Genomic DNA, 21,437 nt, shown 5'->3' on the forward strand with positions numbered 1-21,437 from the left:
AAATATAAAAATTTCAGAGTGTTATTAATGGAAAAACCTGCCAAAAGCAGGTTTTTCTTATTAGTGTGGATTATATCAAAATTTTGAACATAAATAGTTTAATAGACTTTCTCCAATGGATTCGGGAACAACATCTGTATTGTTTTCAAGTCCTTCGCCTGATTTTATCAAATTTCCATCTAAGTATTCAGCATAGGTTACTAAAGCCATAGTTTTTTCGGAACAGTTGAATTTCCATTTTTGCATGGAAATAGTTCCATTTTTTTTAACTGTGCCTTTTTTTGTTTTTACAAATTTATCGACATGTACAATTTTCAACCAAGTAGAAATATATTCAGAATAATCTTTTTTATAATAATCTTTCACATAATATTCACTCTTTGTATTATCTGTTCCAACGTATTCCCATTCCGTCTGAGCAAATGAAAATACAGGAAGAAAAAGAAAAATTGATATTAGTTTTTTCATAGTATAATATTTGGTTTTGTATGCTCACGGATTACAAATCCGCGAGATCGGGTGATTCTTTACTTAAAGCTTTTCTCCAACAATTTTTTATCGTTCTCACTTAGTTTTTCATATTCTTCAACAGTAATCCCTAATCTTTTCAGATTTCGATTAATATAAGCATTAGTTTCATTAATCAATCTTTGAGCATCATTAATCAGTACCTGATATTGAAGATCAATCAATTTACTTAACAAGAGAGCTTCAGCAATCTTATAATGACTTATAAAATTTTCCTTTTTTTCAAAACCGTAACTAAGAGTGTTGGTGATCTTTTTATTGCTTTCGACATTAAATGCATCGTAATATTCTGTAAGAGGTTTCATAAGAATTCTCTGCATTGTTTTATTATTGAAATTTTCTAATTGTAAAACGCTTTCTATCGTTGATTTTAAAACCTTTCTGGCTTTCTGTAAGTATATAATTTTATTGTCGTGAATATTGTACTTTTCCAATTCTATTGTTAAAGAATCGGCTTTTGCAATTCGCTTATTTAAAATTTCATCAACATTTTGTCCAAATGAAATTTCAAATAGAAAAAGGAACAAGATAAGATAAAGCTTTTTCAATTTTTTTTATTAATAATGTATTGTTTGCTTATATGAGGGATTGAGGAAATTCGGATTCCAGTGTTTCTCTTTCAACAACTTCAATATTTTCCTTATTCTTTATGGCTAACGTTTCTTTATATTCCATTGCCTCAGGCTCGGAAGTAAACTCGGCAGAGAAACCAAGCTCTTTTATTTTCCTCTCAATTTCTTCAAGAGTTACATTGAAAAATTCTTTTCTGAAATTAAACAAGTTTAAGGCTTTTTCTGAAAATGCTTTATGCAACTCATATTCTAAAGTTCTTGCTTCATCACTATAAATTAATGCATGGACATCAAACCTGAATGGAACTGAGGCATCTCCTAATTCCTTAATTCTATCCATAGGCTCTAACCTTCGGGTCATTCCAATTTTAAACACATTTTCTCCGAACGAACCAATATTTGAAATGACATAAACGTGACCTCTTTTCGTTTGTTGAGCCATTGATAAAGCTCTTTCTTTCTTGAGTTGAGCTTCCTCCAATTCTTTTTCTAATTCCGATATTTTATTTTGTAATTCTTCCGGATTACCGTTTTTGTCAGCAAAATCTTTCTTCACCTTTTCAAGGACTTTCAGATAATAGGCCTCTTCTTTCTCAGCTTCTCTTTGAGCTTTTTCAAATTCTTTTTTGGCTTTTTCTTCCTCTCGCAATTCTTCTTGCAAAGCTCTGAGTTCTTCTTTTTCCTGCTGCTTTTTTGCTCTGTACTCATATTCAAGAATAAGCTCTTGCATTTTGAGTTTAAAATACTTTTGAGTAATTTCTACTGTCTGGCTTTCACCAAGTTTATTTAAAGTTTCAAAAGATTTATTCAACCTCTCTTTGATCTGATTTACATTATTCCATTTTACTTTAGCAATAAGAGAATCCGCTTCACCGTTAAAAGCTCGTAAGATCAGCTTTATGAATCTATTTGTTGATGCTTTTCCTTTTGAAAGACTTCCGTCAACTGTCCAGTTTGTTCTACATATTGCGGCTGTTCCGTCTTTGATCATTGCTTTTTGGAGCTCAATAATTTTATTCTGTTCGATCCTGTAATCATCTGATTTTTCAAAATCATATATAGGCTCATAAACACCGAATTCAGATAGTTCTAAATTATTTTCAAATATTGAAATATCATTTTTCAGTTTTTTGTAGACCGTAATTGCATCTATATATTGTTGATTTAATTTTATAAGTTTAGTCTGTTCCTGTGCGATTTCTGATATGATGGATTTTTTTTCTTTTTCCAGATCTATTATTGGAGAATACTTTTCCAGATCTTTTTCTTTTTGAGTTCTAGATTGATTACAAGCATCCAAATCAGATTTTAATTCTTGTATTTCATTTAATTCTTTGTTTTTTAAAAAGTCAAAAAATCCCATAGTTTAGTTTTTTTAATTTCTTTAAATATCATGTTCAAATGTAATAAGAACAGATAATATCCCGTTACGGTTTCCCGTAGCAGCATAATTTCTTGTTTATTTATCAAACAAATAGCCGTTAAAAATAAAAAACCACTATCACATTCCATTCCGTATTTCTACGTAATTTAGAAACAACCCTGAAACAAATCTCCGTACACCTCCGGAAGTCTCCAACAGTCTGCGGGACTCTTCCGCACATCTCCGGAGGTCTCCTGCAAGTTGCGGGAAACCTTCGGAGGACTTCTTTGGTCTTGCGCAAAGTGCGGGGAACTTCCGGAGAGCTCCGGAGGTTTCCAACAAGTTGTTTGTAACCTAACAACTTTTTTATATATTTGGAACAGTGATCTAAAAATTTACACAAATGAAAATTGCTCTTACTAAATTGAGTACCAAAGATCTGGCTACTCTTGCCCAACGAATTATTTCGAATGCCCAATCGGAAAAATACCCTGTTATTTCCAACCATCCTCTTGTATCAGCGATACAGACTTCGTATGCAGCGTACGATGAGGTGTATACCAAGCAGATCTACAGCGGAAAAGGAACAGATGTTGCTACCGCCGATTATGAACGCGACGTTGCTTACAAAAACCTCAAAGCGTTTCTGAACGGTTACCGTAAGCTTTCCACGGCGGTTAATTATCAGCTGGCCGAAGATCTGTACCAGGTATTCAAGCAGTTCGGACTGGATCTTGACCGGCTGAGTTATTCATCCCAGACTGCCCAGATGAAAAAGCTGATTGAGGAACTGGAACGTCCTGAAAACAAACAGAAAGTCACCGCACTTTCCCTGGATGCAGCATTAAACGAGATGAAAACCAAGCATGACGCTTTTGAACTGATCTTTGCCGATCAGGCGGAAGCGAATGCAGATCTCCGGCAGATGTCCAGCGCATCGGCCATCCGGAAGGATCTTGAGAAAAACCTCAAATCGTATTTCAATTTGCTCACGGGCATGAAGGAAGTGTCGGGATGGGAGCTTTTCTACAGCGATGTGAATGAACTGGTAAAAGCGGCCAAAAATTCTTCATCCGGAAAAGACAAAGAAAACGATCAGCCTAAAAACGAATAATGGAATTAACTCAGCACCCCGCTGAGTTTTTTTATGATTTGTACGGAAGAATTATGGGAATAAATGTTACCATTTCCAACCTTTTTAATGGATACTGCATCTTTATAAAAAAAGATCTGCTATGAAATTAACGATACCGACACCATGTCATGAAAACTGGGATCAGATGGCTCCCGCTGAACAGGGAAGATTCTGCTCTGTTTGTGTAAAAACCGTAAAAGATTTTACCGCCGTTCCGGATGAAGAAATGGTTGATGCCTTTTCGCAAAATTCTGAAGATACCTGCGGCCGTTTTACAACGTCACAGCTCAACCGCGACCTGCAGTTTTCGCTAGTCAATACCCTTTTTGCAAAATTTGCGGTAGGCTTTATCCTGACTGCAGGAGGATTTACGGCTGTTAAAGCCCAGCAATGCGAGCCTAAACGCGACAGCCTGAACGAGGGCAGCATAAATGGGAAAGTTGTAGCTCCTGTAGAGGAGGATTCTTTTGAATCCAGAAGTATTGTTGTCGGAGGAATTCATTCCGAAAGCATCAGAACTAATCTTCCGCTGTATGTGGTTGACGGGAAAAGAATGAACGAAAAGAAATTCAGAAATATTGATCCGAAGATGATTGAGAACATCCGGGTCGTGAGAGGAGAAGAAGCAATTGCGGCTTATGGCAGGAAAGCGAAGAACGGAGCTATTGTTGTGACCACGAAGGTAAAACAATGATTTTAAAACAATAAAATAATTGTTTTTGTTGGTTGTTGTCATTCTGAACAGAGCGGAGCGGCGTGAAGAATCTTTTTAACCGCAGATTTCTCGGATTTGCACGGATGATTGAGTGTTTATCGCTGTGGTGAGATTCTTCCTTCGTCAGAATGACATTTATTTCAAATAGAGCAAATCTATTAATTCGCTCTTTTTAAAATCAATTTTTAGGTCTACCTTTATTCTATTCAAATAATATCACTAAATAATAATACAATAAAAAAGATCTATGGAATCATCAAGCACTCCTTCATTTCACGAAATATTCAAATCCTACAACGAAATTCCGGAAGAATATAAAGTTCCCGAAATCCATCAGCGCGAATATCTCCTGAATGGAGAACTGGTGGTGTGGAGCGGAGATGTACAGGAAATCTATTCGCCGGTCTGCATTCCTACGGAAAACGGACTGCAGCGAAAGCTGTTGGGAAGCGTTCCCAATATCGGACCGAAAGAAGCAATGGAAGTGCTGGATGCCTGCGTAAAAGCCTACGATAACGGGCTGGGAGAGTGGCCAACGATGTCTGTGGAAGGGAGAATTAAATGTATGCAAAAGTTTGTATACCTTATGATCAGGGAGCGCGACGTGATCATAAGGCTGCTGATGTGGGAAATCGGAAAGACATTGGCCGATTCTACAAAAGAATTTGACAGAACGGTAGATTATATCAACCAGACTATTGATGCGCTGAAAGATCTTGACCGCGAGTCGTCCCGTTTCCAGCAGGAAGAAGGTACAATTGCACAGATCAGAAGAGCTCCTCTTGGCGTAGTATTAAGCATGGGACCGTTCAATTATCCTTTAAATGAAATATTTACCACACTTATTCCTGCACTGATTATGGGAAATACGATTTTGTTTAAACTTCCCAAACATGGTGTTCTGGCACATTATCCGCTGTTAAAAGCATTTAAGGAAGCATTTCCTAAAGGAACGGTAAATACGCTTTACGGAAAAGGCGCTGAGATCATCACCCCGATCATGGAAAGCGGAAAGGTAAATGTACTGGCTTTTATCGGTTCCAGTAAAGTGGCCAATGGTCTGAAAAAGCTTCATCCGAAGGTTAATCGTTTACGTGCTATTTTGAGCCTGGATGCGAAAAATGCTGCCATTGTTACTAAAAATGCAAATCTGGATGTTGCGGTAAGCGAATGTATCCTGGGGTCGTTATCTTTTAACGGTCAGCGTTGTACGGCTCTTAAGCTGATCTTTGTACAGAAAGATGTTGCTGAAGAATTTACCCAAAAGCTTACGGCTGCTGTTGCTGCCATGAAACCGGGGCTGCCGTGGGAAAAAGATGTTAAAATAACACCGCTCCCTGAAGTGAATAAACCACCTTATCTGAAAGAATGTATTGAAGATGCAAAGTCGAAAGGAGCAAAAGTTCTCAATGAAAACGGTGGTTTCGGTGAAGAATCTTTCTTTTTTCCGGCCGTTGTTTATCCTGTTAACAGCGATATGAAGCTGTATCATGAAGAACAGTTTGGTCCGGTAATTCCGGTCGTTCCTTTTGAGAGCATTGATGAACCGATCGATTACCAGGTGAATGCGGATCACGGGATGCAGGTAAGCATTTTCAGTGAAGACCCGATGGAAGTATCGAAACTGATTGATCCGTTTGTTAATCTCGTAAGCCGGGTGAATATCAATTGTCAGGCACAGCGTGGTCCGGATGTTTTTCCTTTCACGGGAAGAAAAGACAGTGCTGAAGGTACGCTTTCGGTTTTTGATGCATTGCGTTCATTCTCAATCCGCTCTTTGGTGGCCGCGAAAGTAACGGAATCTAATAAAAACCTTCTGAATACAATTGTACGGGATCATGATTCTAATTTCCTGAGTACGGATTATATTTTTTAGATTGTAAATAAAGGATGGGCTGTTGTCATTCTGAACAGAGTGGAGCGGCGTGAAGAATCTTTTCTATTCATTAAGCTTGTCATGCTGAAACCTTTAGGTTCGACGGAGTCAAAGCATCTCAACACTGATTTATTGTGCATTTTATTAATTGGTTTAAATTCTTACCGGATGACACAAGGAGGGATTTGTTGAAGCAATGAATGCTTGTTTTAATGATATGGTGAATAATTGTGAAGAGCGTTTTAAATCACCCCGTCGTAAATTCTTTGAATTTCCGCCAACCCTCCAAAGGAGGGGAATTGCTGAAAAATTATGTAGTTTATAATATAAAATAAATTCGCAGCACCAAAGGTGCTGCGAATTTTGATTAAATGAAATCAAAACATGTATTGAAGAGAATTGTTATTGTGACGTAAGGAATCTGCTGATAATACCGTTCAGTTCTTCCGCGTGGGTTACATTAAGACCATGCGGCGCTCCTTCTATGATCATGAAATCGTTGTTGATAATTCCCTGAGCAGCCTGTTTTCCTGCAGTGTCAATAGGAACGATATTGTCTGAATCTCCATGTACGATGAGTGTTTTTACCGTTACGTTTTTCAATTCGGGACGGAAATCCGTATTGGCCCAACTTTCTGCACATTTGATCGTCGCGATAGGATTGGCGAATGAAGCAATGGCCCAATCATAGTCTAGCTGTTTTTGGCTGACTGTTTTTGAAAGCAGTCCGACATTGTAAAAATCTTTGTGGAATGATTCCAGGAACGTAATGCGATCTGTTTTTAAAGCATTCATAATCTCATCCAGCTTTTCCTGCGGCACACCATCCGGATTATCATCTTTCTTTTTTACCAGCGGGATGATGGATGAAATTAATGCTACTTTATCGATGTTTTCGGTTCCGTAATTCGTAAGGTAACGCACTACTTCGCCGCCACCCATTGAGAATCCGAAAAGGATCACATTTTTAAGTTCGAGCTGTGTGATAATTTCATGAAGATCTTTTGCCAATCCGTCGTAATCATAGCCATCAAGGCTTGGGGATGATTTCCCAAAACCTTTTCTATCATAAGAAATAACGCGGTATCCTAGATTGAGAAGAACAGGAATCTGCATTTCCCATGATTTTCCGCTCAGCGGCCATCCGTGAATCAAAATAATAGGCTGTCCCGATCCTAAATCTTCATAATAAAGCTGGACGTTTTGATCGTCCTGTTTTGTAATAAAAGGCATATTTATATTTTTTGGTGTACTCAGGAATCACAAATATTAAGCCATAAAAATCAAATAATAACTTTTATTGTCAGTTTTTTATTAATTGGACAGAAATGATCTATTTAGTTGTGAAAAATTCTTTTTTTAAAATAATAATTTTAAATTTTTGCATCATTTGTATAAATTAGTTAAGCTCAGGTTAGTCATTTTTTATCCGGAATTATTAAAAAAAATAGTATTTATTGTAACATTTTTTAAGGGGGATAACTAACCTCACAGAGAGTAAGAAATTATGGCCTCAACAGAACAGGATTTTTTAGATAAAATTGAAAAACATAAAGGAATCATTTTCAAGATTTCTAAAATGTACATGGACGATAAGGACGACCGGGACGATCTTTTTCAGGAAATTACCTATCAAGTCTGGAAGGCATATCCTAATTTTAGAGGACAGAGTGAATTTTCTACCTGGCTGTATCGTATCGCTCTTAATACCGCCATTATTTTTCTTAAGAATGAGAAAAAAAGAAGTTTTATCAGCGGCGGATCTTACACCGAATATAAAATTGCACATGAAGAATTTAATAATGAAAAAGAAGAAAAGCTGAGTGATATGTACAAAGCCATCAATCAGTTGAATTCTATCGACAAAGCCTTTATTTTCTATTATCTCGAAGATTTTTCCGGAAAAGAAATTGCCGAACAGATGGGAATCTCTGAAGGAAATGTGCGGGTAAAGATGAACCGTGCTAAAAACAAACTTAAAGATATTTTAAACTCTAATAAATCACAATAGTAAAATCAAATGTCATGAATATAGATGAATTAAAAAATACATGGAATCAGGACGATTCTTTTGACGGAATACCGGGAATCAGCATGGAGCAGAAGAATAAAATTAATCTTCCTCTTGAAAAAATCCGAAGCAATATGCGCATGGAATTCTGGTCTACGATAGGGATTTTTATTTTTGCGTTCACTGTGATCGCTTTATCTTCCGGCCCTTTTAAGTTTAAATTTTATATTACCATTCTTATTGCTTCGATGGTTTTCGTGACTTTCTTTTTTTTCAGTCAGTTTTTTAAACTGTATAACAATATGAGCAGCCCGATGATGAAGACCTACGACAGCCTGAAAGACCTGCTTCACCAGTTTGATCTCAATAAGCAGTATTATCTTTCTTTCTATCTTTGTTTTGTCCCGTTTTTAGTGTGCGAAATTATTATTGTCCTTGAGTTTATTCCAAGGCCGGTGCCCCTTTCCCATCTGAAAATCGCCGGCATTCTTATCGGCAGTATTCTTATCGTGATGCCTTTGCTGTTTTTTATCGGTAAATGGTGGTTTAGCCGACTATACGGGAAACACATCCGGCAGATTGAATCTCTTGTCAACGAGCTTACCTAGCAGTTTCGGCGGGCTGAAAGCCCGCCGAAACCTTTTATTGTGTATAATAAGCCGGAAATTCTCTTATTATGGCATATATATCCCGCCATTCGAAATAATCCGGACTTGCACTGCTTACATTTTTAAAGCCCCGATCCCTGAACAGTTTTTTCGTTCTGGAAACATGAAAGTACTGGGAAACAACAATAAGGCTATCGAAAGACATCCGCTTTGTTAGGGTTAAAGTATTATCCACACTGGCTCTGGTATTATTTCCGAGATTATCGACGATAATTACGGAATCGGGAACATCATGGGTTTTCAGAAACTCTTTCATTTTATCTCCTTCATAAAAGCCTTCTTTTCCCAGTCCGCCACTTACCAGAATTTGTTTTACACGTCCTGCTTTAAATAATTGCACTCCGGTTCTCAGTCGCATTTCCAGTCATTTGGACAAAGTTCCGTCTTCATTAACCTTATTTCCTAATATAACGGCAAGATCTGCTTTTGTACCATTGTCAGAAAGTCCATCATAAACAATGAAGATTGAATGTCCGAGAAACCATGTAAGTATTATAAAAGCAAGTATTTTAAATACCTTCAATGTGTTTTTAATCATCAGTTAATATGATTATTTTATCGTTTTTTCTTTTTCAATTTCTTTAAGAATCCAGTTGAGCTGAGGATCTTTTTTATGGATAATATCATCCATTGTTTCCTTAACCTGAATATCCGGAGTTACTCCTTTTTTTGTATGCGTAGGCGTAATATCAGGTTGTACAAAAACAAGCCCGATCGGCAGATCTATCTTTGAATTGGGCAGAGTCTGGTATGAATAAAATCCGGCTACTGTTCCGTCATTGGCACCGCCGGTTTCTTCGCCGACGAGAACAGCTCTTTTATCATTTTTAAGTTTAGAAGTAAGAATGGATGATGCTGAAAAACTGGCTCCGTTAATCAACACGAAAACTTTTCCGGTAAAAACATTTTTATCGGGTTTTGAGAGTTTGTCAGCTTTTATTTTATAGTAAAATTTCCCGTCCTTTTTGTAAGTGCTGAAAGTCTGTGCAAAGAAAAAAGCAGGGTAAGCGAGAGTTTTGAAAGTGTATTGCAAAGCATTGCTTTTCCTGAAATAATTGGTTTTTAATGGTGTTGTTGCAGAGTTTACCTCGGAAGGTTTAATCAAAATATACGGTTCGGGAGAAAGATAGGAATACAACTTGTGAATTTCTTCCAGCGAACCTCCGTAATTGTTTCTTATATCAATAATAAGATATTTTGATTGTGCATTCTTTATGTTTTCAAAAGCATTTTTGTAAAACTTTCCTGAATATACTCCCGAAAAACTCTTCACCTGAATGTAAGCAATGGTACTGTCTTTACCAAGAAACCTAAAATTTCTGTTGTAAGAATCATTAAAAGCAACGTAATCATTGATTTTTTTCTCATCCGTTCTTTTTTTGTTTTCTTTTTCTTTTTTTAAATCACTCTCGGTTTTTGATTCTCGTGTCAGCTGATAGTTTTTTTTCTTGCCATTATAAACCGTTTCAATAAGGGCTTTATTTTGGAAGCCTTTTTCTGCCACGTAATAATTGAAAAAGAGGTCTTTCAGAAAATACGGCTTAAAGGTAGTGTTAAATCCGTCGGTGCTGATGAGCCTTCTGTATCTGTCGATATAATAAGAGACAGGTGTATGATCAATGGCCAGGATTTCTGTTCCGGGTTTGATATTTTCAATAGAATCTTTATTTCGGATAATAAAAAGACGGTTCCCCTGAATGTAATAATCAAAGCGGCTGAACATTCCTTTTTTATTTTCCAGGTCTCTGATTTCTTTTTTACTGATCCTTTTGGACGGAATTCTCAGCGAAAGATGACCTTCACGGATATCTGAAATTACCGGCTGCAGCTTAAAATAAAACTGAAGCGGTGTAAGTGGTGAATTAATGGTCTTTTTTACACTGTCAAATTTATGATCAAATTCCTGCTGTGAAATATACAAGAAAAGCTGGGGGTGCATTTCTTTGATCTTGGAGTAAGCAAAATCCACATCCTGTTTCAGCTTTTCAGGCGGAATAGATATTTTCTGCAGTTCGTTGTGTTTCCGGACAGATCCGCAGGCTGTAATCAACAGAAGAAATAACAGGATGAAATAATTTTTCTGCACTTTTTTTATTTCAAAATTAAAATTTTAGTTATTATGTTTAGAAAAAAGGCTTACTTTTTTCATATAAATTAAAGGTTTTATTTTCTGTAACCGTCATATATGATATTGTCATCTATTAACATTTATCTAAAAAAATGATTTACATAGTTATTAGTCTTGCTGTTTTACTTGTCTTGGTGTATTTTATCATTACCGGACAAGAGGTTTTTGGTTCAGAAGCAAAAGGAGAGCGGTTGATTAAAATGCAACGTTCCCGATATTATAAAAATAAGCAGTTCCAGAATATTTCTTATACTCCGGCGTTGGCAGAAGGTTATTCCATGCCCAAAGTAATGTTTAATTTTCTGTTTGACAAAAAAGATCCTCATCTCAAACCTTTATCAAGAATTCCCTCAATACATACAGACCTGAAAAGTCTGCCAAAAGATCAGGACGTTTTTATATGGCTTGGGCATTCCTCTTATTATATCCAGACCGACGGAATTTCTTTTCTTATTGATCCTGTGCTCAGTTCGTACGGCTCTCCTTTTAAGTTTTTCAATAAAGCATTTCCGGGGGCAGATGTTTTTAAACCTGAAGATATTCCTGCCATTGATTATCTGGTCATCACTCACGATCATTATGATCACCTTGATTATCCTACGGTAAAAGCGATTAAAAACAGAGTTGGGAAAGTTATTCTCCCTTTGGGAGTAGGTGCACATCTTGAACGATGGGGCTATGCACCGCAGCAGCTGATTGAAGAAGAATGGGGAACTGAAGTTGATCTGAAAAATGAGATTAAAATCATATTTACTCCGGCCAGGCATTTTTCGGGCCGTAAGATGAGAAGAAATGCTACTTTATGGACTTCATATGTTCTGAATACGCCTACTAAAAAACTATTTCTTGGTGGCGACAGCGGCTATGATACCCATTTTAAAAAAATTGGAGAAACTTACGGGCCGTTTGATTACGCAATCATCGAAAACGGACAGTATAATGAAGCCTGGAAATATATTCATGCTTTACCGGAAGATGTTATTCAGGCGAGTATTGATGTAAAGGCCAGAAATATTATCCCCGTACATTCTTCCAAGTTTGCCCTTGCTCTGCATTCCTGGAATGAACCTTTAAAAAAAGTGACAAGCCTGGCAGAAAGTAAGAACCTTTCTGTTGTAATACCAATGATCGGTCAGCCTGTCGATCTTAATACAGCAGAACATCATTTTGAAAAATGGTGGGAATTCGAATAATTAGGTGTGCCAGATATTTTTATAGCGTGAAGGATGATTTTCAAACTGCTGCCGTACAAAATCGCATTCAGGATCTATCAGGAGATCTTTTTCTTCTGCATAGCGTACGAGTTCATCCAGTAGCATTTTAGCATATCCCTTTCCTTCATGGTTTTCGTTAAGTTTGGTGTAATATACAATTAACAGTCTGCCATCAACCTCGATAGACATATATCCGGATTTTTTACCGTCTATCAGTATCTGCAACTCATCCTCATAGGGAGATATTTCAAATTTTATATTTTCCATAATATTTATATTTTCAGTGTTAATGAAATAATTTTGAAAATTTACCCTCTTAAAATTACAAATTAAAAATGATATACGAACGGAAACAGAACTTATTCATCATCCAACTATACATTCAATTTTTTAATAACCGGTCACGAGACCGGTTATTTTTATTTTATCTATTACTGTTATTTTTATATTAAGTGTTGTTTGATTTTTATAATTTTGATGAATGGAATTTAACGAAACAATAAAAGGTTTTTACAAACGTGTAGGACTGCAATGCATTAAAACACCGGGAGTAGGTCATTTCAATGTATTTTCACGTGAGAATTGTTCTTTAATAACACCTTATAGCAGAAGAGATTATTATAAAATTTCATTGATCATAGGAAAGGGTAAATTGCATTACGCGGATAAATGGATTTACGTAGATCGCCCTGCTATATTATTTTCAAATCCTTTAATTCCTTATTCCTGGGAAGCAGAAGATAATAACCAGAAAGGATATTTCTGCCTTTTTACCGATCATTTTGTGCATGACGGGAACCGTTTGGGAAATCTTCAGGATTCCAGCCTTTTTAAAATCGGTGGAACTCCGGTTTTCTTTATTAATGAGGAACAACAGAAAACTGTTGCGGACATCTTTATAAAGATGATGACCGAAATTCAGTCGGATTATCTGCATAAATATGATATGCTTAGGGCTTATTTGCATCTGCTGATCCATGAAGCCATGAAAATACATCCTGCGGAAAATTTCGAATCTTACCAGAATGCTTCACAGAGAATAGCTTCTTTGTTCATGGAATTACTGGAAAGACAGTTTCCTATTGACAGCCCGGAAAGGTTTTTAAAGTTAAAAAGTCCTGTTGATTATGCTGAAAGCCTTTCTATTCATGTTAATTCTTTAAACCGGTCTGTAAAGGAGATTACCGGAAAAACCACCAGTCAGCAGATTGCAGCAAGGATTATTCAGGAAGCCAATGCATTGCTGAAACATACAGATTGGAACATTGCCGAAATAGCCTATGGTTTGGGATTTGAAGAACCTTCTTATTTTACCAATTATTTTAAAAGGCAGACCGGAATATCACCCAATGCAGTAAGAACTGCTGTTGTTTGATTTTTATAATTCTTTGTTTGAATTCTATATTGAATACAAAGTAGGGCTGTTATAATTTTGTACTGTAAATTTTAAATCACAGTTATCATGAAATTTAGAACATTAGGAAAAACAGGAGAACGATTGTCTGCCATTGGATTAGGATGTATGGGAATGAGCACAGCATATGGACCAACTGACGAACAACAGAGCATAGATACATTGCATAAGGCGTTGGATTCGGGTATAAACTTTTGGGATACGGCAGATATGTATGCCAATGGCGAAAATGAGAAACTGATTTCAAAAGTGTTGGTTCCAAACCGCGATAAAATTTTTATTGCTACCAAATTCGGATTTCGCTTTAAAGACGGAAAAGCCGGCCATAGTGGAGTTCCCGGAACGTATTTTGACGGTTCACCGGAGTGGATTAAAAAAGCTGTAGATCTGAGTCTTCAACGGCTGAAAATTGATGAGATCGACTTATATTACGCACACAGGATAGACCCTAATATTCCTGTTGAAGAAACTGTCGGAGCCATGGCTGACCTGGTAAAAGCGGGAAAAGTAAAATATTTAGGATTGTCTGAGGCATCTGCAGAATCTATCAGGAAAGCGCATACAATTCATCCGATCACCGCATTGCAGTCTGAATATTCTTTACTGACAAGAGATATCGAAAAAGAAATTCTTCCAACGATCAGAGAACTGGGAATTACCTTAGTACCTTATTCTCCGTTGGCCAGAGGGCTTTTTTCGAATATTAATGAAACTGCAAATTTCGGGGACGATGATTTCAGAAAATCGCTGCCTCGCTATCAGGAAGAATATCTGGAAAATAACAGAAATCTGGCGAAAGAAATCAATGAATTTGCTCAATCCAAAGGTGTTAAAGGAACGCAAATAGCTTTAGCCTGGGTTCTGAATCAAGGGGAGGACATTATTCCTATTCCGGGCACAAAACGTATCCAATATTTAGTAGAAAATATCGAAGCATCAAATATTGAACTTTCTGCATCTGACCTGCAGAAGATTGATTTAATTTTAAATAAATATCCAAACGTTGGTGCACGATATAGCGAAGGCGCAATGAAATTGGTTAATAACTAAACATTACCATCAGATTTATTAATTCAAAGTCTGAGTTTTACAGAGTCTAAAATGATTACACTTAAAGAAAAAAATAAGTTTATTGCAACGATCCTGGCATTCGCTGTCATTCCGATGTCGGGTCTTGCAACAGACATTTATCTGCCGTCCATGCCCAGTATGGCAACAGAGCTGCACCAGCCGGAAAGCAATATTCAACTGACGCTTTCCATATTTTTAATAAGTTATGGATTAACCCAGTTTTTTGCGGGAAGTATTGTAGATTCATTCGGAAGGTACAGAATTTCCATGCTGTCCCTCGGTCTGTTTGTAGTATCTTTTCTAATTACAGCAACCACCCATAATATTTTTGTAATTTATGCCATGCGAGTTCTGCAGGGAATGTTGTCGGGATTTGCTGTTGTTGCCAAAAGAGCTTTCTTTGTCGATGTCTACGAAGGAGAGAAACGGAAACATTACCTGAGCATTATGACAATTGTCTGGTCGGTAGGTCCTATTATTGCGCCTTTTATCGGAGGATATTTACAGAAAAATTTCGGATGGCAGTCCAACTTCTATGTATTGGCAGGCTACAGCTTGTTGGTTTTAATTCTGGAATTTATTTTTTCAGGCGAAACATTGAAAAAAAGAAATCCGTTCCATCTGGAATTTCTCATTAAAGAATACAATACGATGTTCAAAGCTAAAGATTTTTTTTACGGAATGATTATGTGTGGACTGAGTTATTCGATGATTATGTTTTTTAATCTCTGCGGGTCTTTCATTATTGAGCATAAAATGGGCTACTCCGAAGTCGTTGCGGGCTACGTTTCGCTGATTCTGGGATTTGCCTGGATGGCAGGAGGATTTTTAGGAAAAGCACTCATTAATAAAGCATTTTTGCCGAAAATACGGAATGCCAATTTTATTCAGCTGCTATTAATCGTTCTGATGTTTATTGCCTCGTATTTTTCCAATAATATTTACAGTCTGGTTGCTTTTGCATTTTTGATACACGTTACTGCAGGGTTTATCTTTAATAATTACTTCTCCTACTGTATCGGAAGGTTCCCGAATTCTGCAGGCGTTGCGGGAGGTCTTACCGGCGGTGTTGCTTTTATCATCACCTCGGCCATCAGCTACGGGATTGTGGCGGTTATAAAACCACAGGTTCAGCTGGAAGTTGCAGAAGGATATTTCGTGTTGGGAATCTTAGGACTGTTTATTTTAAGCATGATTAAAATGAGAAAGGCACATGCGTAGGGCATCTTTTTAATTTTCTACGACATCAACAATAAATCCTCTCATTACCGGGAGGATTTATTATGATTTTTTATCAATATAAACGGGCATATCCGTTTACAGGTTAATTATAATCAAAATTGGCTTAGCTAAAAAAAGCCCCTAAAAAGGAGCTTTCATTTATATTATTTTTGACAAATTAAATTCCGTCAATGATTTCATTTAAAACCGTGCTTGGCCTCATTGCAGTATACGTTTTGTACGTATCCGTTTTGTAGTATCCTCCGATATCCTGAGGTTTACCCTGAGCACCAATCAGCTCAGCGTTGATTACTTCTTCGTTCTCTTTCATAGCCTGTGCAACCGGAGCAAACTCAGCAGCAAGTTCTGTATCGGAAGTTTGGTTCGCTAATGCTTCAGCCCAATACATGGCAAGATAGAAATGAGAACCTCTGTTATCGATCTGTCCCACTTTTCTGGCAGGAGATTTATCAGTCGCTAAGAATTTAGCATTTGCTTCATCCAATGCATCCGCCAAAACCTGAGATTTTGTGTTCCCCTGAGTTTGTGCTAAATGCTCTAAAGAAGCCTGTAATGCAAGGAATTCACCTAGAGAATCCCATCTTAAATAGCCTTCTTCCACAAACTGTTCAACGTGTTTTGGTGCAGAACCTCCGGCTCCCGTTTCAAAAAGACCGCCACCGTTCATTAATGGAACGATAGAAAGCATTTTTGCAGAAGTTCCAAGCTCAAGAATAGGGAAGAGGTCAGTAAGATAATCTCTCAATACATTTCCTGAAACGGAAATCGTATCTTTTCCTTCTCTTGCTCTCTTTAAAGTTTCGGTCATCGCATCTTTTACATCCATAATTCTGATGTCAAGGCCGTTGGTATCATGATCCGCTAAATATTTTTCAACTTTTTTGATGATTTCCCTGTCGTGTGCTCTTCCTTTATCCAGCCAGAAAATAGCAGGTGTATCGGATAATCTTGATCTGTTTACGGCTAATTTCACCCAATCCTGGATAGGCGCATCTTTTGTCTGGCACATTCTGAAAATATCTCCTTTTTCTACTTTCTGAGAAAGAAGAACGTTACCGTTTTCGTCCTGAACTTCAATTGTTCCTTCAGCAGAAGCCTGGAATGTTTTATCGTGAGAACCATATTCTTCTGCTTTCTGAGCCATTAAACCAACATTCGGAACAGAGCCCATTGTCGTTGGATCTAATTTTCCGTGCGCTTTCATATCATCAATAACAGACTGATAGAAACCGGCATACGAACGATCCGGAATAATACAAACCGTATCTTCTTCTTTTCCGTCTTTGTTCCACATCTTTCCTCCACCTCTTACCAAAGCCGCCATAGAAGCATCAACGATGATATCAGAAGGAACGTGGAAATTGGTAATTCCTTTGTCTGAATTTACCATGGCCACTCTTGGTCCGTTCGCCAAAGCCGCTTCAATATCAGCCTTGATTTCAGCTTCCTGAGCAATTCCTTTAATTTTATCGAAAAGATCAGCAAGACCGTTATTAGGATTAATATCTAAAGACTTAAATGTTTCAGCATATTTAGTGAATACATCCTTAAAGAAAGTTTCCACAATAGCTCCGAAAATAATAGGATCGGAGATTTTCATCATCGTAGCCTTAAGGTGTGCGGAAAGAAGTACATTTCTGTTTTTAGCCTCTTGAATTGCCTGCTGAACAAATGCTTTCAGGGCTTTAAGGTTCATTATGGATGAATCAATAACTTCTCCAGCCTGAAGATTGGCGAAATCTTTCAGCTGAGTTTCAGAACCGTCATTTCCTTTAAATACAATTTTATATTTTGTTGCATTTTCTAAAGTGGTTGAAGTTTCCGTTCCGTAGAAGTCCCCGCTTTCCATGTGAGCAACATCTGTTTTGCTGTCAGAAGCCCAGTCGCCCATTCTGTGAGGATTTGCCTTGGCATAGTTTTTAACAGCTTTAGGAGCACGTCTGTCAGAATTTCCTTCCCTTAGCACAGGATTTACAGCACTTCCGAGAACTTTTGCATACTTCGCTTTAATGGCTTTTTCTTCATCATTTTTAGGCTCAGCCGGATAATCAGGAACTGCAAAACCTTTAGCCTGCAGTTCAGCGATTGCTGCATCAAGCTGAGGTGCCGAAGCAGATATATTAGGTAATTTGATAATATTAGCGTCAGGTTGTGTAGCCAATTGACCCAGTTCAGCCAAAGCATCACCGATTTTCTGATCTTCTTTCAGAAATTCCGGGAAGTTTGCTAAAATTCTTCCTGCCAAAGAAATATCCGGTACTGCAATCTCAATGTTTGCTGATTTTGTGAAAGCTTTTACAATCGGTAAAAACGAGTGTGTAGCCAACATCGGAGCCTCATCTGTAAGGGTGTAATAGATTTTTGATTTGTCTGACATTATACTGTTATTTATTATTTGATTTTTTAAGACTCACAAATTTAGGTAAAAATTAATTTTTTAGATGATTATAAGCCAATATTTTCCACTTTAAGATTAATTTAACCTCAAACCGGATAAAAAGCACTGTTTTTTAATTAAATTTGAGGAACTAAAAAAAGAATTATGTCAACAACAATTACTTTAAAAGGAAATGAAGTGCATACGATCGGGAAATTACCGGAAATAGGCTCCACCATCAGGGATTTTGCACTGGTAGATTCAGGTTTGCAGGTGAAAACGCTTGAAAACTTCAGCGGAAAGAAAAAAGTATTCAATATCTTCCCGAGTATTGATACGCCTACGTGTGCATCATCTGCAAGAAAATTCAATGAAGAAGCTTCTGCATTGGAAGATACTGTTGTTATTAATGTTTCTAAAGATTTACCTTTTGCTTTGGGAAGATTCTGCGCTGCGGAAGGCCTGAATAATGTTGAAACCCTTTCAGACTTCAGAAGCAACTTTGGGGACGATTATGAAGTAACTATCACGGATTCTCCAATGAAAGGACTCCTGAGTCGTGCCGTAATCGTTACTGATGCCGACAATAAAGTAGTGTATACAGAACAGGTTTCGGAAATCGCCGACGAACCAAATTATGAAGCCGCTTTAGCTGCATTGAAATAATTAAAGATCATATTTTAATAATTGCCTTGTGGAATTTTCGCAGGGCTTTTTTGTTTATTTAAACACAAATTTTTCTCTAATATTCAATAATACTGTACTATTCATCAACAATATTCTTGCTGATTCATGCTTAAAAATATTGAGCTCAATCATCAAAATTTAATTCTAATAGTCCTACCTTTACATCATGAAACGTTCCGGAACAGCAGATTTACCGCTTCACTATGGCAAAGTACCGCCGTGGTTGTATGAACGCATGTCTGTTCTCGGCCTTTCCATTATTGAGGTGATTCTCGCAGATTATGGAAAAGATGAGGTGCTGAGAAGACTCGCAGATCCGTTTTGGTTTCAGAGTTTTGGTGCTGTGATGGGGATGGACTGGCATTCTTCAGGGATTACCACTTCCGTTATGGGAGCGTTGAAACGTTCCATCAACCCAAATTCCCAGACTCTCGGATTGTATATCTGCGGCGGAAAAGGAAAGTTTTCACGAGAAACTCCTTCGGAACTGATTCAAATTGCTGACAAAACAGGTTTGAATGGAAACGAACTGGTAAGAGCCAGCAAGCTTTCGGCAAAAGTAGATAATACGGCCATTCAGGATGGTTATCAGTTATACCTGCATAATTTTATCCTGGCAGATAACGGAAACTGGAGTGTCGTTCAGCAGGGAATGCATGAATCCGACAGTACGGCAAGAAGATATCACTGGCATTCTGAAAATATTAAGTCATTTGTAGAAGAACCACACACGGGAATTAACGGAATTTCGAGAGGTAAAATTTTAAATCTTACTGATTCCTATGCTTCGCAAAGCAGAAAAGGCATCCTGGAAATTTCCCATACCGATTCCGCAGAAATCATGAGCGATTTTGCAAGGTTAATTCTTCCCGCTCATCATGATGTACAGGCTTCCGATGTTGACTTGAAACGTCTCGGAGCACTGTTGTATGTGACCCAAGAACAGCAGCCTCAAAATTTTGAAGATTTACTGATGCTGGAAGGAGTAGGGCCAAGAACGATGCAGTCGCTGGCTTTGGTAAGTGAAGTAATTCACGGGGCGCCATCAAGGTTTAATGATCCGGCAAGATTTTCATTTGCCCACGGCGGAAAAGACGGTCATCCTTTTCCTGTTCCCACTAAAGTATATGATGAAAGCATCAGTATCATCAGAAAAGGAATCGAAAAATCAAAGCTCGGTAATTCCGATAAATTAAAAACATTAAATAAACTTCACGATATTGTTGTAAAAACCGAACAGGATTTTACCCCTGATTTTGATATTCAGGAAGTGATTGAAGAAGAGAGACAGAATTCATGGCGGTTTGGCGGGAAAACGGTTTTTGGTGATGCTCAGAAGCCTTCACCACCAAAACCGATCCAGCTTTCTCTGTTTTAACAAAATAAAAAAGCCTTATACTTTTCAGTATAAAGCTTTTGTTTGAATGTTGGATACTGATTTTTTAAATTGCTGTGGATAAGGTTAAGCTTTCCCAATCTCTGGCATCTTTTGTAATCGCTTCAATCTTATTGTTCAGGAATTCCGGAGCTCCTACTCCCAACAGCAAATGTACCGGCGGATTTTCCTCTTTACTGATTTGTATTAAAACATCAGCTGCTTTTTCAGGATCATTCGGCTGATTACCGTTAATCTCATCCAAATGTGCTTTCTCTGAATTTCTTGCGGCTTCATAGGCTTCAATAGAATTTTCAGGCGTTTTTACCGAATCTTTTGTCAGGAAGTCCGTACGGAAATAAGCAGGATAAACAACCGTTGCGTGAATTCCGAAATCTCTCGCTTCTTCGGCCAGAGCCTCTGTAAAACCGGCTACCGCAAATTTGGAGGAACAGTAAACTCCCCAGCCCGGAAAACCTCCGTAATATCCTCCAACAGATGAAATGTTGAAAATATTCCCGGATTTTTGTCCTCTGAGATAAGGCATTGCATTCCTGATTACATTCAATGTTCCGAAAACATTAACGTCAAAATTTGCTCTTGCCTCAGCATCACTTAATTCTTCCAGGGTACCCAATTGTCCGTATCCTGCATTGTTAACGATCACATCAATATTGCCAAAATGTCCTACCGTTTTATCCAAAGCAGATTTTACATCATTGTTATCCGTAATATTCATACTCAACGGGAGAAAACTTTCGGAAACTTCTCCGAATGCATCTGTTAAAGATGTTACCGTACGGCTTGTTGCAGCTACTTTATAGCCATCAGATAATAATTTTTTTACCAGTTCAAACCCAAGACCTTTAGACGCTCCTGTCACGAACCATACTTTTTTTGATTCCATTTTTAATATTTTTTATTGTTTTAAATGATGGTACAAAGGTGATAAGAAGATGGTTTTTAAAAGTAGCCTGATCCACGAATGATGTATCCAAATCGTGAATGATTCAATAATCCGCATTTTATTATAATAGTGATACAGTTTGAATTGAAAGAAT

22 protein-coding genes are annotated in these 21,437 nt (G+C 37.4%); 11 read left to right on the forward strand and 11 right to left on the reverse strand.

What is annotated here, in order from left to right:
- Positions 1 to 75: 75 nt before the first annotated feature.
- The 4 genes from U9K52_RS02695 to U9K52_RS02710 all read right to left on the reverse strand — a co-directional run bounded on the left by U9K52_RS02695 (position 76) and on the right by U9K52_RS02710 (position 2,802).
- Entirely contained in the window at positions 76 to 468 is a 393-nt protein-coding gene (locus U9K52_RS02695; protein WP_322925154.1) for a surface-adhesin E family protein, read from the reverse strand.
- Positions 469 to 527: 59 nt separating this feature from the next.
- A complete protein-coding gene (locus U9K52_RS02700) occupies positions 528 to 1,076 on the reverse strand; it encodes a hypothetical protein (RefSeq protein ID WP_322925156.1) in 549 nt (182 codons plus the stop codon).
- A gap of 28 nt (positions 1,077 to 1,104) precedes the next feature.
- Positions 1,105 to 2,463 (reverse strand): DUF4041 domain-containing protein, encoded by a 1,359-nt coding sequence (locus tag U9K52_RS02705; protein ID WP_322925158.1) that lies wholly within the window; start codon positions 2,461 to 2,463, stop codon positions 1,105 to 1,107.
- Positions 2,464 to 2,601: 138 nt separating this feature from the next.
- Positions 2,602 to 2,802 (reverse strand): hypothetical protein, encoded by a 201-nt coding sequence (locus U9K52_RS02710; RefSeq protein ID WP_322925159.1) that lies wholly within the window; start codon positions 2,800 to 2,802, stop codon positions 2,602 to 2,604.
- Between the two features lie 64 nt (positions 2,803 to 2,866).
- Here U9K52_RS02710 and U9K52_RS02715 point away from each other — a divergent pair, with 64 nt between their 5' ends.
- The 3 genes from U9K52_RS02715 to U9K52_RS02725 all read left to right on the forward strand — a co-directional run bounded on the left by U9K52_RS02715 (position 2,867) and on the right by U9K52_RS02725 (position 6,189).
- Complete coding sequence (locus U9K52_RS02715) at positions 2,867 to 3,577, forward strand: DUF6261 family protein (protein WP_322925161.1); 711 nt, start codon at positions 2,867 to 2,869, stop codon at positions 3,575 to 3,577.
- A 121-nt stretch (positions 3,578 to 3,698) separates the two neighbouring features.
- The gene (locus tag U9K52_RS02720) at positions 3,699 to 4,292 is read left to right on the forward strand and encodes a TonB-dependent receptor (RefSeq protein ID WP_322925163.1); all 594 of its coding nucleotides are present in this window, start codon (positions 3,699 to 3,701) and stop codon (positions 4,290 to 4,292) included.
- Positions 4,293 to 4,560: 268 nt separating this feature from the next.
- Positions 4,561 to 6,189 carry an NADP-dependent glyceraldehyde-3-phosphate dehydrogenase gene (locus U9K52_RS02725; protein ID WP_322925165.1) on the forward strand — a complete coding sequence of 543 codons (1,629 nt, stop codon included), beginning with the start codon at positions 4,561 to 4,563 and terminating at the stop codon, positions 6,187 to 6,189.
- Between the two features lie 402 nt (positions 6,190 to 6,591).
- Here U9K52_RS02725 and U9K52_RS02730 read toward each other — a convergent pair whose 3' ends face one another.
- On the reverse strand, positions 6,592 to 7,422 hold the full coding sequence (locus U9K52_RS02730) for an alpha/beta fold hydrolase (RefSeq protein WP_263603668.1): 831 nt from the start codon (positions 7,420 to 7,422) through the stop codon (positions 6,592 to 6,594).
- Between the two features lie 274 nt (positions 7,423 to 7,696).
- On the opposite strand from U9K52_RS02730, the gene U9K52_RS02735 reads away from it, so the two are divergent.
- A complete protein-coding gene (locus U9K52_RS02735; protein ID WP_263603667.1) occupies positions 7,697 to 8,200 on the forward strand; it encodes an RNA polymerase sigma factor in 504 nt (167 codons plus the stop codon).
- Positions 8,201 to 8,214: 14 nt separating this feature from the next.
- Positions 8,215 to 8,808, forward strand: coding sequence for a hypothetical protein (locus U9K52_RS02740; protein ID WP_322925169.1), 594 nt, complete (start codon positions 8,215 to 8,217; stop codon positions 8,806 to 8,808).
- 34 nt (positions 8,809 to 8,842) lie between these two features.
- Here U9K52_RS02740 and U9K52_RS02745 read toward each other — a convergent pair whose 3' ends face one another.
- Genes U9K52_RS02745 through U9K52_RS02755 form a run of 3 tightly spaced genes read right to left on the reverse strand, consistent with a single transcriptional unit; the run spans position 8,843 to position 10,954 of the window.
- Positions 8,843 to 9,226 carry a YdcF family protein gene (locus U9K52_RS02745; protein WP_248392180.1) on the reverse strand — a complete coding sequence of 128 codons (384 nt, stop codon included), beginning with the start codon at positions 9,224 to 9,226 and terminating at the stop codon, positions 8,843 to 8,845.
- A gap of 6 nt (positions 9,227 to 9,232) precedes the next feature.
- Complete coding sequence (locus U9K52_RS02750; RefSeq protein WP_322925171.1) at positions 9,233 to 9,391, reverse strand: hypothetical protein; 159 nt, start codon at positions 9,389 to 9,391, stop codon at positions 9,233 to 9,235.
- Positions 9,392 to 9,418: 27 nt separating this feature from the next.
- Positions 9,419 to 10,954, reverse strand: a complete 1,536-nt coding sequence (locus U9K52_RS02755) for a S41 family peptidase (protein ID WP_322925173.1) — start codon at positions 10,952 to 10,954, stop codon at positions 9,419 to 9,421.
- A 134-nt stretch (positions 10,955 to 11,088) separates the two neighbouring features.
- On the opposite strand from U9K52_RS02755, the gene U9K52_RS02760 reads away from it, so the two are divergent.
- Positions 11,089 to 12,189, forward strand: a complete 1,101-nt coding sequence (locus U9K52_RS02760) for an MBL fold metallo-hydrolase (RefSeq protein ID WP_322925175.1) — start codon at positions 11,089 to 11,091, stop codon at positions 12,187 to 12,189.
- On the opposite strand, the gene U9K52_RS02765 is transcribed toward U9K52_RS02760, so the two are convergent.
- The gene (locus U9K52_RS02765; protein WP_248392189.1) at positions 12,190 to 12,477 is read right to left on the reverse strand and encodes a GNAT family N-acetyltransferase; all 288 of its coding nucleotides are present in this window, start codon (positions 12,475 to 12,477) and stop codon (positions 12,190 to 12,192) included. It lies immediately after the preceding gene.
- A gap of 214 nt (positions 12,478 to 12,691) precedes the next feature.
- Between U9K52_RS02765 and U9K52_RS02770 the strand changes: the two genes are divergently transcribed.
- From U9K52_RS02770 to U9K52_RS02780, 3 genes are all read left to right on the forward strand, one after another.
- Positions 12,692 to 13,585, forward strand: coding sequence for a helix-turn-helix domain-containing protein (locus tag U9K52_RS02770; protein WP_248392191.1), 894 nt, complete (start codon positions 12,692 to 12,694; stop codon positions 13,583 to 13,585).
- Positions 13,586 to 13,672: 87 nt separating this feature from the next.
- Positions 13,673 to 14,674: an aldo/keto reductase gene (locus U9K52_RS02775; protein WP_322925180.1), complete on the forward strand. Its 1,002-nt coding sequence runs from the start codon at positions 13,673 to 13,675 to the stop codon at positions 14,672 to 14,674.
- Between the two features lie 51 nt (positions 14,675 to 14,725).
- Positions 14,726 to 15,916, forward strand: a complete 1,191-nt coding sequence (locus tag U9K52_RS02780; RefSeq protein ID WP_322925182.1) for an MFS transporter — start codon at positions 14,726 to 14,728, stop codon at positions 15,914 to 15,916.
- 178 nt (positions 15,917 to 16,094) lie between these two features.
- Here U9K52_RS02780 and U9K52_RS02785 read toward each other — a convergent pair whose 3' ends face one another.
- A complete protein-coding gene (locus tag U9K52_RS02785; RefSeq protein WP_322925184.1) occupies positions 16,095 to 18,314 on the reverse strand; it encodes an NADP-dependent isocitrate dehydrogenase in 2,220 nt (739 codons plus the stop codon).
- 165 nt (positions 18,315 to 18,479) lie between these two features.
- Here U9K52_RS02785 and tpx point away from each other — a divergent pair, with 165 nt between their 5' ends.
- Positions 18,480 to 18,980: a thiol peroxidase gene (gene tpx / locus U9K52_RS02790; protein WP_322925186.1), complete on the forward strand. Its 501-nt coding sequence runs from the start codon at positions 18,480 to 18,482 to the stop codon at positions 18,978 to 18,980.
- Positions 18,981 to 19,167: 187 nt separating this feature from the next.
- Positions 19,168 to 20,379, forward strand: coding sequence for a DUF763 domain-containing protein (locus U9K52_RS02795; RefSeq protein WP_322925188.1), 1,212 nt, complete (start codon positions 19,168 to 19,170; stop codon positions 20,377 to 20,379).
- A gap of 64 nt (positions 20,380 to 20,443) precedes the next feature.
- Here U9K52_RS02795 and U9K52_RS02800 read toward each other — a convergent pair whose 3' ends face one another.
- A complete protein-coding gene (locus tag U9K52_RS02800) occupies positions 20,444 to 21,283 on the reverse strand; it encodes an SDR family NAD(P)-dependent oxidoreductase (protein ID WP_322925190.1) in 840 nt (279 codons plus the stop codon).
- Positions 21,284 to 21,437 lie beyond the last annotated feature (154 nt).

Origin of the sequence: Chryseobacterium sp. MHB01, assembly GCF_034651565.1 — a bacterium.
GTDB lineage: Bacteria > Bacteroidota > Bacteroidia > Flavobacteriales > Weeksellaceae > Chryseobacterium > Chryseobacterium nepalense.

Excerpts from the sequence above, each read along its gene's own strand:
- U9K52_RS02765 (WP_248392189.1), bottom strand. The coding sequence starts at position 12,477 with ATGGAAAATATAAAATTTGAAATATCTCCCTATGAGGATGAGTTGCAG.
- U9K52_RS02795 (WP_322925188.1), top strand. The coding sequence starts at position 19,168 with ATGAAACGTTCCGGAACAGCAGATTTACCGCTTCACTATGGCAAAGTA.
- U9K52_RS02740 (WP_322925169.1), top strand. The coding sequence starts at position 8,215 with ATGAATATAGATGAATTAAAAAATACATGGAATCAGGACGATTCTTTT.
- U9K52_RS02730 (WP_263603668.1), bottom strand. The coding sequence starts at position 7,422 with ATGCCTTTTATTACAAAACAGGACGATCAAAACGTCCAGCTTTATTAT.
- U9K52_RS02735 (WP_263603667.1), top strand. The coding sequence starts at position 7,697 with ATGGCCTCAACAGAACAGGATTTTTTAGATAAAATTGAAAAACATAAA.
- U9K52_RS02745 (WP_248392180.1), bottom strand. The coding sequence starts at position 9,226 with ATGCGACTGAGAACCGGAGTGCAATTATTTAAAGCAGGACGTGTAAAA.
- U9K52_RS02785 (WP_322925184.1), bottom strand. The coding sequence starts at position 18,314 with ATGTCAGACAAATCAAAAATCTATTACACCCTTACAGATGAGGCTCCG.
- U9K52_RS02715 (WP_322925161.1), top strand. The coding sequence starts at position 2,867 with ATGAAAATTGCTCTTACTAAATTGAGTACCAAAGATCTGGCTACTCTT.
- U9K52_RS02800 (WP_322925190.1), bottom strand. The coding sequence starts at position 21,283 with ATGGAATCAAAAAAAGTATGGTTCGTGACAGGAGCGTCTAAAGGTCTT.
- U9K52_RS02705 (WP_322925158.1), bottom strand. The coding sequence starts at position 2,463 with ATGGGATTTTTTGACTTTTTAAAAAACAAAGAATTAAATGAAATACAA.
- U9K52_RS02760 (WP_322925175.1), top strand. The coding sequence starts at position 11,089 with ATGATTTACATAGTTATTAGTCTTGCTGTTTTACTTGTCTTGGTGTAT.
- U9K52_RS02780 (WP_322925182.1), top strand. The coding sequence starts at position 14,726 with ATGATTACACTTAAAGAAAAAAATAAGTTTATTGCAACGATCCTGGCA.
- U9K52_RS02720 (WP_322925163.1), top strand. The coding sequence starts at position 3,699 with ATGAAATTAACGATACCGACACCATGTCATGAAAACTGGGATCAGATG.
- U9K52_RS02770 (WP_248392191.1), top strand. The coding sequence starts at position 12,692 with ATGGAATTTAACGAAACAATAAAAGGTTTTTACAAACGTGTAGGACTG.
- U9K52_RS02775 (WP_322925180.1), top strand. The coding sequence starts at position 13,673 with ATGAAATTTAGAACATTAGGAAAAACAGGAGAACGATTGTCTGCCATT.
- tpx (WP_322925186.1), top strand. The coding sequence starts at position 18,480 with ATGTCAACAACAATTACTTTAAAAGGAAATGAAGTGCATACGATCGGG.
- U9K52_RS02695 (WP_322925154.1), bottom strand. The coding sequence starts at position 468 with ATGAAAAAACTAATATCAATTTTTCTTTTTCTTCCTGTATTTTCATTT.
- U9K52_RS02725 (WP_322925165.1), top strand. The coding sequence starts at position 4,561 with ATGGAATCATCAAGCACTCCTTCATTTCACGAAATATTCAAATCCTAC.